Origin of the sequence: Borrelia recurrentis A1, from assembly GCF_000019705.1 — a bacterium.
Taxonomy (GTDB): domain Bacteria; phylum Spirochaetota; class Spirochaetia; order Borreliales; family Borreliaceae; genus Borrelia; species Borrelia duttonii.
This window is the reverse complement of sequence record NC_011258.1, coordinates 1-14,670: the sequence shown is the minus strand read 5'-3', so window position 1 is coordinate 14,670 and position 14,670 is coordinate 1. Positions and strand designations below refer to the sequence as shown.

The 14,670-nt window shown below is 26.6% G+C and carries 15 protein-coding genes; 8 read left to right on the top strand and 7 right to left on the bottom strand.

All coding sequences use genetic code 11. The features are described 5' to 3' along the window. Positions 1-147 precede the first annotated feature (147 nt). A complete protein-coding gene (locus BRE_RS06315) occupies positions 148-318 on the bottom strand; it encodes a hypothetical protein (protein WP_156768714.1) in 171 nt (56 codons plus the stop codon). A gap of 62 nt (positions 319-380) precedes the next feature. Between BRE_RS06315 and BRE_RS06310 the strand changes: the two genes are divergently transcribed. The 3 genes from BRE_RS06310 (at position 381) to BRE_RS05385 (ending at position 2,114) form a co-directional block, all read left to right on the top strand. Next, positions 381-536, top strand: a complete 156-nt coding sequence (locus BRE_RS06310) for a hypothetical protein (protein ID WP_156768713.1) — start codon at positions 381-383, stop codon at positions 534-536. Then, complete coding sequence (locus BRE_RS05390; RefSeq protein ID WP_012539695.1) at positions 508-1,500, top strand: variable large family protein; 993 nt, start codon at positions 508-510, stop codon at positions 1,498-1,500. The genes BRE_RS06310 and BRE_RS05390 overlap by 29 nt, the downstream gene beginning before the upstream one ends. Before the next feature lie 272 nt (positions 1,501-1,772). Further along, positions 1,773-2,114 carry a Vsp/OspC family lipoprotein gene (locus tag BRE_RS05385; RefSeq protein WP_332248266.1) on the top strand — a complete coding sequence of 114 codons (342 nt, stop codon included), beginning with the start codon at positions 1,773-1,775 and terminating at the stop codon, positions 2,112-2,114. A gap of 814 nt (positions 2,115-2,928) precedes the next feature. Here the strand turns inward: BRE_RS05385 and BRE_RS05380 are convergent. The 3 genes from BRE_RS05380 to BRE_RS05370 form a co-directional block, all read right to left on the bottom strand. After that, positions 2,929-4,125: a ferrous iron transporter A gene (locus BRE_RS05380; protein ID WP_012539694.1), complete on the bottom strand. Its 1,197-nt coding sequence runs from the start codon at positions 4,123-4,125 to the stop codon at positions 2,929-2,931. A gap of 130 nt (positions 4,126-4,255) precedes the next feature. Beyond that, positions 4,256-4,849, bottom strand: coding sequence for a hypothetical protein (locus BRE_RS05375; protein WP_012539693.1), 594 nt, complete (start codon positions 4,847-4,849; stop codon positions 4,256-4,258). A gap of 547 nt (positions 4,850-5,396) precedes the next feature. Continuing rightward, positions 5,397-6,323: a P12 family lipoprotein gene (locus BRE_RS05370; protein ID WP_156768712.1), complete on the bottom strand. Its 927-nt coding sequence runs from the start codon at positions 6,321-6,323 to the stop codon at positions 5,397-5,399. Positions 6,324-6,643: 320 nt separating this feature from the next. Here BRE_RS05370 and BRE_RS05365 point away from each other — a divergent pair, with 320 nt between their 5' ends. From BRE_RS05365 to BRE_RS05340, 5 genes are all read left to right on the top strand, one after another. Beyond that, the gene (locus tag BRE_RS05365) at positions 6,644-7,408 is read left to right on the top strand and encodes a hypothetical protein (protein ID WP_012539691.1); all 765 of its coding nucleotides are present in this window, start codon (positions 6,644-6,646) and stop codon (positions 7,406-7,408) included. A gap of 238 nt (positions 7,409-7,646) precedes the next feature. Then, complete coding sequence (gene thyX / locus BRE_RS05360) at positions 7,647-8,480, top strand: FAD-dependent thymidylate synthase (RefSeq protein WP_012539690.1); 834 nt, start codon at positions 7,647-7,649, stop codon at positions 8,478-8,480. A gap of 575 nt (positions 8,481-9,055) precedes the next feature. Further along, positions 9,056-9,523: a hypothetical protein gene (locus BRE_RS06695; RefSeq protein WP_232212780.1), complete on the top strand. Its 468-nt coding sequence runs from the start codon at positions 9,056-9,058 to the stop codon at positions 9,521-9,523. Between the two features lie 1,050 nt (positions 9,524-10,573). After that, complete coding sequence (locus tag BRE_RS05345; RefSeq protein WP_041178248.1) at positions 10,574-10,963, top strand: hypothetical protein; 390 nt, start codon at positions 10,574-10,576, stop codon at positions 10,961-10,963. 382 nt (positions 10,964-11,345) lie between these two features. Further along, positions 11,346-12,338, top strand: a complete 993-nt coding sequence (locus tag BRE_RS05340) for a hypothetical protein (RefSeq protein ID WP_012539689.1) — start codon at positions 11,346-11,348, stop codon at positions 12,336-12,338. Positions 12,339-12,746: 408 nt separating this feature from the next. Here BRE_RS05340 and BRE_RS05335 read toward each other — a convergent pair whose 3' ends face one another. The 3 genes from BRE_RS05335 to BRE_RS05330 form a co-directional block, all read right to left on the bottom strand. Beyond that, entirely contained in the window at positions 12,747-13,598 is an 852-nt protein-coding gene (locus BRE_RS05335) for a complement regulator-acquiring protein (protein ID WP_012539688.1), read from the bottom strand. 243 nt (positions 13,599-13,841) lie between these two features. Then, positions 13,842-14,066 (bottom strand): CRASP family complement regulator-acquiring lipoprotein, encoded by a 225-nt coding sequence (locus BRE_RS06940; protein WP_156768716.1) that lies wholly within the window; start codon positions 14,064-14,066, stop codon positions 13,842-13,844. 25 nt (positions 14,067-14,091) lie between these two features. After that, the coding region (locus BRE_RS05330; RefSeq protein ID WP_041178247.1) for a complement regulator-acquiring protein at positions 14,092-14,670 on the bottom strand (579 nt) is incomplete at its 5' end.

Genomic DNA, 14,670 nt, shown 5'->3' with positions numbered 1-14,670 from the left:
TTGTGTCGAAAAAAATATTTTATTTGATAACATTTTTAGTTATTATCCGTTCATTCACAAAATACTACCTTGTTTGAAATCCAAAGTTCCAAGCTTAGAATTTGCACTTACAGTTTTCATCCTAGAAACACATTCTTTGATTGATTTCTACTTACTAGGTTTTGTAGTTGAAAAGGGTAAATCTTTTACGTCCAAATTCTTAAGCTTCCCATCACTATGAGAAGTGTCATTCTTAATTGTGTTACCATTTAAATTTAAGTGTATTAACAGATACCAAAACAAGAGACCTACGGGTATTTTTAATTTTTGTTCAGCCATTTAATTTTTCCTTTTTTGCACACAATAAACCTAAATTACTGCTGTTAATCCTAATACCAAAAGTGCTCCTGATTATAGATAGCTGTATCGATGTTGTTTGTTGTATCTTACTATACTTTAAAGATAAATTAGAAGAGAAGAAGGAAGTGATGCAGATAGAGAATAGAATTAAAAGGGTTGTGGGAGTAAATGATGATGATGGTGGTGATGGGATGTAATAGTGGGGGAGTAAAAGATCCAGAGAAAGTATTTTTGAGTGAGATGGTAAATTTGGGTAAAGGGTTTTTGGAAGTATTTGTGAGTTTTGGCGATATGATTACAGGGACGTTGGGAATAAAAGCGGAAACAAAGAAGAGTGAGATAGGTGGATATTTTAGTAAGATTGCAGAGACAATGAAGGAAGTTAGAGAGAAATTAGAGAAGATTTTGGAAGAGAATGGGAAATATGAGAAAGTGAGAGAGAAGGTAGGGGAATTTATTGGGAAGATAAGTAAGATCGAGGAAGGAGCAAAGGAAGCAAGTAAAGGTGCTAATGGTGATATAATAGGAAATGCTAAGAAAGGTGAAGATGCAGTTGCTGCTAGCAAAGATTCTGTTGTTTCTCTTGTTAAGGGGATAAAAGCGATTGTTGAAATAGTGTTAGGAGAAAAAGAAGGGAATGCTGGTAATAATATAATTACTGAAGACAAAAAAGATATAGGTAAGTTATTTGGAAAGAAGGATGGTGATAGGGCTCAAGAAGCAGAGGCCGCTAAAGTAAGTACATCAATAGGAGCAGTGAGTGGAGCTGATATATTGAAAGCTATTGCAAAATCTAAAGAGAATCCTGTTACAGATAGTGCTAATGGAATTGAAAAAGCAACAGATGCAGCAGAGATAGCTGTTGTTCCATCTGTTGATGATAAGAAGGAGATTAAAGAGGATACAGCAAAGAAAGATGCAATAATAGCAGCAGGGATAGCATTAAGAGGAATGGCAAAGGAAGGTAAATTTGCGGCTAAAAAGGATGAAGATAAATCAGCTCATGCAGTCAATGGAGCAGTATCAAGTGCAGTAAATAAGGTATTAAGTACATTGGTGATAGCGATCAGGAATACAGTGGATAAGGGATTGAAAGAGATAAATGAGGTATTGGGAGAGATTAAGCAAGGAGAAGGTGTTGAAGCTAAAGTTAGTAAGTAAGTTGTAGTTAAAATTATTAAATAAGAATATTAGTAAAGGGAGCCATGAGGTTCTCTTTTTTTATTTACAGTATTGAGTATGTTATATAAATAATATGCGTATAAATCATTATTTATTGACTTTTTTGTTTGCTTCCTAAAGATAAGCTATAAAAAAGCGAGAAATAAGAAAAAATAAGGAGGCGAAGAAAATGAAGAGAGAAGGAATAAAAGGAAGGAGAGGAATAGAGAGAGAATAGAGGAGATATAAATAGAGAGAATAGAGGGAAAAGAATGAGGATGAAGGGAATAATATTGATGATGATGATAGTGATGGGATGTAATAGTGGAGGAGGAATAAAGGAAGGAGAGGAAGGGAAAGCAAGGAAGGGAGATGGGAGTGTAATTGATTTAAAGGTAGTAGGGGAGAAGATAAAGAGTGCGGTGGAGTTTGCAGGGAAAGTAAAGGAAGTTCATACTTTAGTTAAGTCGGTTGATGAGTTAGCTAAAGCTATAGGAAAGAAAGTTGAGGGTGCGGGTAATCTTAGTGATGATGGTGGTCAGAATGGTTCTTTGATTTCAGCAGCGTATAGTATAATATCGTCTGTAAGCACTAAATTAGAAGCATTAGAATAACAAGCTGAAGTTTCTACTAAGTTAAAGGCAAAAATTACTATTGTTAAAACTGCAAGTAAAAAGTTTACAGATACAAAGCATTAACTTTTTAGATCTACCTCAAACAAATGCCAAAACTTACCTTTACTAATAATAAACTTGAAAAACTCCCATATCCTTCCATTACACACATAAAAAAGAAATTCGCACTCAAAAATCTACTGCCATACATATAAAAATGCACACAAACATTGTCTTTTAGATTTTAACAGAATATACAGAAAAAATAAGGTACTTTTTTCTAAGGATATACACCAAGAGTTGACAATACAATATCTATACCATCACTAATAGCCTTGACAGGTATACATATTATTAAGAATGTATTTCAATTTTATTATTTTTCAATTCAGTAAATAATTTATTTAATGACATTGTCGTTCATAGTTAAAATTAATTTATGACCATCAATCATATTCACAATTGTATATTTTCTTTAACTCTTCTAAAGCCTTTTTATATTAAAAAGATCCTTTTAAAAGAAATCAAAAAGCACTTTTTTTGATTATTGTCTAGAAAACTATCTATAAACTACTCATGAATTTTTCATATTTAAACTTATCGTTAAGAACACTTTAAAATAAAGAATAACTAATACAAAAAATAAAAACAATGCAATATATTTATTTTTAATATATTGCATTTACAAATCTACACATAACTGTAATTGATAATTACAATTACTACTAATATAATAATTGTCTTAAACTATAAACAGACTATAATTATATGTAGCCTGTTTTTTATCAAATATAAAATAATAACATACTACTTTCTAATACCAAGGACCATTCTTATCAGTAGAGCTTTGAACTATCTTAAGAGAATCTTTCATTTGTAGAATCGAACTTACTATTGCTTTATATGCTTCATATGAATTAGATTGTCCTTGAACTTTTGAAATTAAAGATTTCATTTCTATTTCAAGTTTATCCAATTTTTGTTTTGCATGTATTTCCTTTATATATACAAAATTTGTTGCTGTTTTTGCGCTCACTTGAATGTAATTTAATAGTGTCTTAAGATCTCTCTCAAGTTTTTCTTTTATAAAATATTTAGCCTCTTCTTTAGCTTTAGCTTTAGTAACACTATTAAGACGTGTAGAATACATTTGGGTTTGTTTTGTACTAAATAATATATAGTTATTATATATTTTATCAATCGTATCAATTGCTGAATCTACATTATATCTTACACTTTCTAGATAAGATTTATATCTGTTGTCTAGCCTTACTTCTTCTTTCAATAATTCCTTATCTTCCCAAGAGTCTTCATCATCTTCCCAATAGTATTGATCATAATCTTCTTCCTCTACTATATCAGTGTATGCAATAGTATTTGAGCCTGAAATATGTTTTGGCCCCAAATCAGAGTCTATAGTAAAATTAACTTCAATTGCATTGCTTTCAATAGTCTCCTTTAATTCACCACTCTCTCCATTAAGAGAAGTTAATACTCCATTAACCACTCTTGAATGGCTATCTAAATTGTATCCTGTTGAAATTTCAGTGATTGAATTTTTACTCTCTATATCCTGATATTTTTGTTTTTGTATATCTTCTTTACTAAATTCAGATGTTGTATTTGATAATATAACATTTAAATCTTTCTCATTAAGAAATACATCATTTTTTTCAAGACTGTCTTTAAGTACTAATCCCTTTTGCATATGTGCATTATCACGTTTCACATCATATTGAAGACCACTAGTTATATCATCTGATAATACATCTTGTGCTAAATTACTATTAGCAGATTTCTTACCACTAGTAGATAATCTTTTTTTGACAATTTTTCTTTTTTGCTTCGGAGACCTGACATTTTCAACAGATTGTCCACTAGTATCCAAGACAGCATTCACCTTATCAAATAAAATTAGAGATTTTTCTTTAATTTTATCGTCAAAAATCAAATCACAACTGATAAAACTAAAAAGTAATCCCAAAGACAAATATCTAGTTTTGAATTTCATTTTTCTCTCCTTTAAAGTTAATATTTAACATTAAATTTACATCAATTTGAATAAAATGTAAAAAAAATCCTTTTCCATAGAAATACAACTTTAAATTTATCTCTTACTGTAAACTAAAATATTAATATTATTAATGTGAACCTCTATATTCATAACACACACGTTTAATCTCATTAAATACTTCATTTTCAGGATCACGACCAACAAAAGGCACCTTAGCAGATGGAGCAGCAGATGGCCCAGAAGATGGGGGATTTAAAAACATAAAATATTTATCAAAAACACTAGCAAGTCTTACCTCAATCCTATAATGTTCTTTTGCATCCATACCAAGATCTTCATCTCTACCCTCTACATTAGGTGAATTATCTCTACCATATTTAATATATCCAAGCAGTTCTTTAACTTTACCCTTATCATGCAATTTTAAGAAAAACCTTTTAACATATTCTTCCACTTTAGATAAATCGCCTTTTAAATAAATATTAAAATGAGCTGCACTGGCACGTGTTTTTGGTAATTCATCTTTTAATGCATCAATAAAAAAAGTTAATATACCAAGTTCATCATTATTAAGTTTAAGATTGTCTTTCCAATCAGATTTTAAATCAATATTTTTTAGGTCTTGCAATAACCGAGATTTATTCTTAGTTTTCAATAAACCACAACTTGCAAAACAAATTATACAAAATATCAATACAACTCTGCTATACACAAAATTCATCCTATCGTACCTTCAAAATACAAAATTAATTTATTAGTAATAAACATATGTCACTATTACTAATATTCACAATATGTATAACCTAATTCTATTTTTTGTACAGAATATTGCTCAAAAAACTAAATTTTAATCATAACTACAATGAATTAAGGAGTCTAAGATTTTAGTCAAAAGTAAAAATAAAAAACAATAATAAAAACAATCAAACGATATTGATTTAAAAAATTCAATATCATTTCCCAATCATAAACACTCTTAACTCCTTCAAGGATCCTATATTCATATAAAAAATAACCTGTCATCACTTTTTATTGTTAAATTTCTGATAATAAATTAACAGATACTACAGGTGCCACAGAAATTACTTGAACTCTTTCTTCTACCATACCATTTGTTTACTTTACTTAATCATATATACTGTTAAAATACTTTTTCTCATATTCACTCCTTAAATAAAACCTAAGAGAGTCTCCTTTCAACAAGAAGACTCTCCTTTTAAATACTATTGTTAAAATAATATTTATACTATTACATATTTTTCTATCTTTTAAAACCCTCCAAGAACAGATTTTGCACCTTCAATAAGTTCTTCTATCTCTTCCTTTCTTTCCATTACTTCACCTATCTTAGAAGAAGCAGATTCTAATTGATTTAAAGAACTTTCTGCTTCACTTCTCGCCCTTCTAGCTATTACATCAATGTTTCCTTTTTTTGCCCAACGATTTCTACGTTCATTTTTTAATCTTTCAGTAATAGCTTCTTTCAAAGTCTTTTGTGATTTCTCAAAAAAATACCTTGCAGAGCTTCGATCATTAAAGCCACTATCAACTTTAATCATAAGCATATCAATATCATTTCTTTCATTATTCAACTGATTGTAAACTTGCATTAATTCCTGTTTCTTTATCCTAATTAGTTCCTGTTTCTTTATCCTACTATTCCTATTTAAAGGACGATAACTCCCTATTTTGCTTTGGAGTTTTAAAAGTGTATCATAAAAACTAGATTCCAATTGTACATACTCATCCTTAAGTTTACGTGCCTCCTCAATCAATTGATCAAAATTAAAATCCTTAAAAACACTTTTTACCTTTTCAATTTCTGCTTGAGCTCTTTTTTCGTCCTCAGTACTTGGAATTAAATCTTCTTCCTTTATCTCTATCTTTTCCTCTTGATTATAAGGATACCATCGCAACACTGAAATTTCAGAATTAACAGGCTTCATAGATACCACAGGTTGTCCTCCTACACCTGGAACAACTTGTTGCATTGATTTATGCCCCTCAAAACCAATGATAACATCTTCTTGATCTTTTTGATTTTCATCTTTCAAATGCAAACCTTTATTATTTTTGTTTTCATCTAAAAATTTTTCTCTTGCTTCAATTAACAAACTATTAAGAACATCAAGATCACATGATAACAAGAATAACAGTGTCAACATAAATGCTGATAATAAAACATTTTTCTTCATATTTTCCTCCTTGACTATGAAATTATTCAATTACTAAGTTTAAATATCGGAATAAAATAATTATCCAATAATATATACCATTTATTCCAAATATCAAAAATAAATTTATAAAATTATTTCACTTAGTACCAATTACAAACCTTAACAAAGTTAAATGAATAATATACTTCATGAATGGTGATAATAATATTAAATTATATTATTATAGATCTAATATATTATGTTCTATATAAAAAATGCTATATATTATAACATAAATGCCAAAATTGTTTTTTATCACTAGAACATAAAGGAGTTAATTAATAAAAAGAAGATATTATTTGCTAATATGTACACTTAGTGTATTGATGATGTTATATTGTAAAAATGGAAGAAATAATTCAGAAGCCACAGATAGTATTTTAGCAAGAGATCAATCAAATAAAGCCGAAACTAAACCAATAACTCCAGAAGAAGCTTATTTTGAATTGGAGATAGGCGTAGAACTACTTAAAGATTCATTAAATTTCAAACCAGAAGTATTTGACGAATATAGCTTTAAAGACATTTTTGAAATAGCCTTGGGAGAAAGGAATACTGAAGAGTTTAGACATAGTGTTTATTACAACTTAAAATATGATACTCAAACTTTAAATAATTTAAAGACAATAGCAGATATTTTAATGTCAAAATCTAATTCTGATGTTAAGAATTTTGTACTTTTAATTGAAAGTTTATCTCATTTGCCAAGTTATGAATTTGAAGTGATAGACGAACAAGGCAAAATCTTAAATAATAATACCTTAACTGCACTTGCATCTAGCAAAGATTTAGAGGGACTTAATGAACTTGCTGATATGTTATACAATATGATTTTACAAAGAGAACAAAGATTTTTGACAATTCAAGAAATAATAAAGGATGCATCAAAATCTGATACTAAAGAAATACTTTTAAAAAAAATAGAACCACTTATAAAGTTAGATGTGATGCTGAATGATAAAAATTGTAATAATGTTAAACTTTGTCTTGATAGTAAAACATTATCTGACTTTCCTAATAAAATTTCAGATAAAGTTAATAATTTAATGCAGCAAATGAAATAACATATTATTTCTTGGCATTGTTAATATTATTCATATTAAAAACAATTTGTTTAATGAGAAAAGGATAGTAATTAATGCTATTGATAAATAATTAATAATTCATTGATATTACAAAGTAAAAATTAAATTTGCCCAAAACATTTTTTTGTTAAAAAATATGGAATGATTTATATAATGGTATATATTGTATAATCTCAGTTGTATGCAGTAAATATGTGTAAGTTTATGGGGTTGTATTTTGAATTTTAAAATTGAAAAAGAAAATCTGTTAAACATAGAACATAAAGTATTAGATAAAGGTTTTATAAAACTTGTTGATTTTATGGGTAGTGATGAGAGAATAATTCAAGCTGCAAGAATCTCATATAGAGGAGAGAGCATTAAGAGAGAAGACAGAGAACTTATTGATTATTTAATCAGAAATGAACATACAAGTCCATTGGAACAAGTAGTTTTTACATTTTATATAAAAGCCCCAATATTTGTTGCAAGACAATGGATGCGACACAGAACAGCAAGGATTAATGAAGTTTCTAGTTCTTATAGTTTAATTAGAGAAGAGTTTTATGTGCCTTTAGAAGAGAATATGAATACACAAAATGTTACAGATAATCAAGACAATAAAAAAACTGAATGTGAATTTAGAGAGGAAATATTAAATAATTTAAAGGAAAATCAAAAATCTTCTTACAAGTTATATCAAAACATGATAAATCATAATATCTCAAAAGAAATATCCAGAATTGTCTTGCCTTTAAGCTTATATACCGAATGGTATTGGCAAATTGATTTAAATAATCTCTTTCATTTTATAAAATTAAGATCGGCCTTAAATGCATCAAAAGAAGTTGCTGAGCATTCATCTAAAGAAATGCGTGAATATGCTAAAGTATTACTTGAGATTATAGAAAAAATTGTCCCTATTGCCACTAAAAGTTTTAAAAATCATATCTTAAAAGGTTGTAAATTATCTTATGAAGAGATAGTTGCAATTGCTGATGCTCTAGATATAAGTAAACTTAAATTAGATGCCAATGCATTAAAGAGATTACAAGATAAACTGAATATTTAAAGCAAATTGCTTTTATGATGATATTTATATAATACCCAAGTTGTTTTAAAGTAAAAAATAATATAAGATTTAACAAATAAAATGTTAATAATTTGCTTAATTTTTACATATGGAAAAGATGTATAGAAGTTTACTGATATATTTTTAAATAATTTTACAAAGAAAATAATAATCTTTGGTATTTTAAAAAATATATTTGATGATTTAATCATAAAGGAGTAGTTTTGATTAGTAAAATGTTTAAAGTAATATTTGCATTTAATTTGTTAATTTTATCACTAATGTTATCTTGTAAAGAAAGACAAGATAATCAAAATGAAATAACAGATGAACAAATAGATTAATCAGAATTTTCTGAAGGTTTTAAAACACCAGAAGAAGCTTATCTGGAATTACAAACAAGTCTTAATAAACTCAAAGAATTTTATTATTACAGATCTGAAAAATTTGATAAAGCGCAGTTTACTAGTTTGTTTCGTCAAATTTTCATTGAACAAAATTGCCAGCCTCAATATTGTGATATTACGAATTTTGAAAACAAGGTTTATATTAGTTTCAGATTTGATATTAAAATAATGAAACAATTGAAACTGATATTTGAAAAATTGTTATTAATACCTGCTGAACGAGGTGAAACACATTATGTTGGAGGCACACTTAAGAGTTTAAAAATATTTGCGAACATAATACATGAAGTTATAGATGAAAATGGTAAAATTTTAAGTAATGATAATTTAGTTTCAATTAAGAACAGTAATGATATAGAGGGCATTGTATCTATTAAGAACTACATAGATGATATGTACTTAGAAATGGATAAATTTTTAAAGTTATTTGAAAATATAATAACAGAATTAATAAAACTTGACACTATAGAGGATATTAGAAAAAAAATGAATCCATTATATATGTTAGCACATGGCCTAGCACATACTGAGGCAGACAACACAAATCCATTTTTCGTTATCTTCAGTGATATAACGAATTTAAGTAATAAAATTGAGGATAGAATCGTTGATTTAATACTATTTATGGATAATTAATAGTTCAATTGATAATTGCATTACAACTATATTGCAAAATTATCTCTATATAAGAGAGGTATTTATAGATATAAGCTAGCAAATTGATATAAAGTCAAAATTTTAGCACGTTCAAATATAGGTATATAAATTATACTTTTCTATTATTGTTTAAATATTAATAGTTTTAATATTAATAATATTTATTATCTAATTTTAATTTTACTTGAATATTGTTTAATATTGAGTTGCAAATTTTATATTATTTAAGTATAATAAATATTACAGGTTGAGCCACCACCTGATCCAGTTTGCGTATTTTAAATATTGATTTAAAGATGCAGGCTGGCTTTTTTTGTTATACATATTTTATATATTGTTTTTAATTATGAGTACCAAATATTTATTTAAATTAAAGTATTCATTTACTCATATTGTTGTTATTTTTAAATAATGGTATACACTTAAGTATAATTACAAGAAAATTTATATAAAAAGGATGTTATTAAAATTTTAATAATCAATAATATTAAGCAAAATAGTATTTGGTTGTAACAATTGATAATGATTCACATATAGTAATAGTTATAAAAATGTATTGTGTCTTATGTTGTATAAATATAAAGCATTAAATGTTATAATGTATTACTAACTTTGGTTTACAAATAAATACCAGTCAATACTTTTTTAAAAAAAAGGAGAGCTGGATCAGGTGGTGGCTCGGCTTTTATTTTTATGAATCATATATTTAATGACTTTTGTAAAAATATCATAAAATGATCTAACTCTTAATTATTTATTATTTAGATTTTAAATAAATTTATTATAATATTAACTATAGCAATAATAATTAGAATCATTAATAAATTGCTTTTATTTAAAATAATAAAGTTAATCATTTATTCATTATCTACTTGTTATATAAAAGGAGATTATTTAATAATGAAAATATTTATATTATTTTTTATTGTAGGTATTTCAAATTTGTTTATTGGATATTCTCTAGATACATCGGTTGAACCAACAAAACAAAAAGAGTATGCAAATTAAGCAAAAGATCAATCACAAAACTTGTTAGAAGGTTATTTTCCACCATCAACACAGTATGAAGAATTAATGCTACCAGAAACAAATAAACCATTTAGTTTCGAAAAATTAGATTTTGTGACATATGAGGTATATAGTAAAAATGTAAATTTACATTCCCTTTTAACTGAAAATACAAAAAATTTACGTATAGTACGAATCAATAAAGCAAATCATCTTTACAATAATTTGGTAAAAAATATCAAAAACTTTATTTTGAACTTGAATAAAGGTCGCAACTTACTTGCAAAGCGCAAAGTGAATCTCACTAACTATAATAATGTTTTACTAGATAAATCCAAATTGGCTTCTGGAATTATGATAACAAATTTTAATGATGATGGTACTAAGCTATTCATAAAGAAATTTCTCTGATATATATTGACGAGTAAATTTTTTTTGTTTATTAAGTATTTATAACTACTATCTTCAATTAAATTATAAAAATAAAAAAATCATAATATAATTATTAGCCAATTTTATATGATTAACGTATACAACTGGCATTTTTAATAATTATATTATATGATGCTAATGTAAATCGTGCAAACTAAATATTTATTATTAGAAATTTTGAATACAAAAGTAAAATTATAATAAAACCAAAATAATTTAAATTTTGTATTCTTTTTTAAATGAAGGAAAAAATGGAGGTAAGTTTAGAATAGGTATTTTGATATATTTTAATAATATTAATATGACATAAGTTTATTATATTTATGTGTTGTAATGATATAGGCATAAAAAAGGAGAATATATGAGAGAAGTTAAAATTAATTTATATTTATTTGTTATTATAACAATATCTTGTAAATCAGGTGATTATGTAGATGGCCAGGAAAATAAAAAAATAGATCTGTCATCAAAAAAAATAGTGACTCCTGCAAAAAAGGTAATAATCCCTCCCCCTGTCGTCATACTATCCTCTGCTTTACCTGTAATTAAAACAGAAATACCAAAGCCAAACCCACCAGTTCAAAACTATAATGCATTAGACTCCAAAGATAAAGCTTATATTAGATTAAAGAAAAGCATAAATCAATACAAGGAACAATGTAAAATTAACCCTAATCAGACTATAAAAAATACTGAGGAAATTGAAACACTTATAAAATCATTATCAGATTATGAAAAAACAGAAGAGTATAACTATATTTATACCTCATTAGAAAATGATGATCATATTATTGATAGCTTAAAAAAAGTGCTTGAGAAACTGTCTAGTATTTATTGGTACCCACCAAGATATAATAATGAAGCAAATATTACTTATTATGAAGATGATGAAGAAATACCAAAAGCAACATATAAGCATTATCATGAACAAATGATGGTAAAATCAACAACTAAAATAAAACAACCTAAAACCAAAAAATATACAGGCCTACTTCTAAGTTTACTTAATAAATTATTTGATATGACATTTTTTACTAATAATCTTTTATATAAATGTTTACACGACAAAAACTTAGCTCATTTTAAATCTGCAGAAGAGATTAATAAAATATATGATCAATTAAATGATATAATGAATAAAAGAAAAGATGTTATTTTAAAGTTTAAGGATCAAATATTGTTGGCCGAAAAACATTTTGACGAAGTTAAGATGGTTGATGAGATTAAAAAGATAGTTGAACCGGGAAAAGAGGTTTATTCTGCATATAAAGCTATGTATGAAGCTGCTGATGGAATTTGGGAGTTAAAATATAATTTAGGTTTTATGCCCTTTGATAAAAATATTATAATATAATAATTTTATTATATGATGAGTAATAGCATATGACAATATTCAAGGAAACTAATTCCCACATATTGTCATAAAAAGGTCAAGCCACCCATCAGCCTAAAAATGCTCAGCTGATGGTTAAGTTGTTTGTTTTGAATGGACGAAGCACAAATTTTAAAACTTGTTAAATTATATGCATAATATAATATATAATAAGTATTACAATGTAATATGTATTATATAAGATTAATTATTATTTGTACAGTAAAAAGTATAAAAAAACAAAATTTATATAAAATAATATATTGTTTGGGTGAACAATAAAATATGCTTTGTCATTTTGTAATTTTATGTTTAATTGCAATAAAAATAGAGAGAAAAAAGTTATTTCCTCTCTATAAGATTTGAGTTATTTGTAAAGTTTTATTTTAATTATTTTAATATAGTTTGAATATCATCGACTGCCTTTTTAATTTCATCAATTTTATTTTCAAATATTTCTTTGTATTCAGTATTTACACGATTTACTAATGCTTGGCTATCTTTTTGTATGTCACCAGTATTAGAATCATATTCAGAAATAATGCTATCAACAGAACTGATCCATTGTTTTCGAAAACTATCAATTAGATCAAGATTTTTCTTAATATCCTTTAGTTCCTTAAGAATTAAATTATCTAAATCTTGACTCTTATCATCAATACTAATTATTGCATTTTCAAATTTTCCTTGAACAAAATTCATTCCTGTTTCTAATATTGTTTTTGCAACGACTCGATCACACTTTTCTACCTCGTTCATTATTGTTCCAAATTTTCTAAGCCTATCTTCATTCCATTCTAAAGATGCATAAAGTTGTTTTCTTGCAAGCGTATTTTCAGCAGATTGAATATTTCGTTTGTTGTTATCCTCTATTAAAAATTTAAATACTCCCCATTTCATCCCATACTGTTCATTATCTTCAATTTTGTTGCTGTATTTTGTTAGCACCTCTATTTCCGTTTTGACTTTTTCTTTTATTAAAGCTATAAGTTCTGTTTTCTCTTTATCACTTTGTAAATTTTTTTGCACATCTCCATTTACCTCATCATCTTCTTCTGATTGTATTAATTGTGAATAGGCATCAATTAATTGTGGAATAAGATCTATTTCTTGTGATTTTGATGCACCATCCCTTTGACCCGCACCACCATATCCGCCTTCTTTGTTTAAAGGTCTACATCCAGCCATTATAAGTGTTATTAAAAATAAAATAAAAATGTTTGTAAAAAAATTTTTTCTCATAAATATTCTCCTTCCTTAAAGTTATTATATCATAAAAGATAAATTATAATAATTATTATTATATAATAATATATATCATATTATTTAAAAACCAATATAATTTATAAAATAATTTAAAAATTTATTTAGCATTTATATGTATAAATGTTTACAAGTTGTACATAATAAAATGGAAGAGAAGCTCTGCCTCTCTTCCGTAATTTGAAAATTTAATATTTAATATATTTATTTATATTATTGTACTTATTTTAATATTTGCTTAATATCTTCCCCTAACTTTTCACTACTTTTAATAAGCCCAGAAAGAGAATTAGTGTATTTTAGAGTTAGGTAATCTACCAAATTTTTTACAGTAGTTTTGATGCTATCTTTATCATCCTTATAATCTTTAATTAAATCAGCTACAAATGTTGTCCAGGTAGTTCTTGCTTCTTCAAGTTCTTTTACTTTATCATTAAGTTCATTTATTTTTTCAAGGCTTAGAGTATTAAGATTATCTTTTTTTGTCTTCTATTTCTTTAAATGCAACCTGCATTACTCCCTGTACTTTTTCTCCTACCCCTACAAGATTTTTAGGCCAAGTATCTTTATAAGTTGCATTTTTACCTATTTCTGTAAGCACTTCTCCAAGGCCTTCAATTGTTTCTTTTTTCCAGCTCAAAGACCCATAAAATCTATATCTTGTATCTTGCTTTTCAGCATCATCATAAGTTTTATTCTTGTCATCCTTTATTAATTTAAATACAGTGTCTTTTAAACCATATTGAGTATCATCAGGCTCTTTTTGACCTTCGTTTACCTTTGCTTCTGCTGCAACTTTGTCTTTAAGTTCAGTTATTATATCCGCTAGTTGTTTAGCCTCATAATTAACATCATTATTAATATCAACATTACCAACATTATCAATATCAAAAGGTTTTGGACTATTTGATGGACCATCACCGCTTGTTTTAGCGCTTGCACCATCTTTGTGACCACTAGTTGGTATAGCCAAAGTTCCATCGGTATTACAACTAGTAAACATAAATGCTGTTAAAGCAGATATAGTAATTATGTTCTTTAAAATGTTATT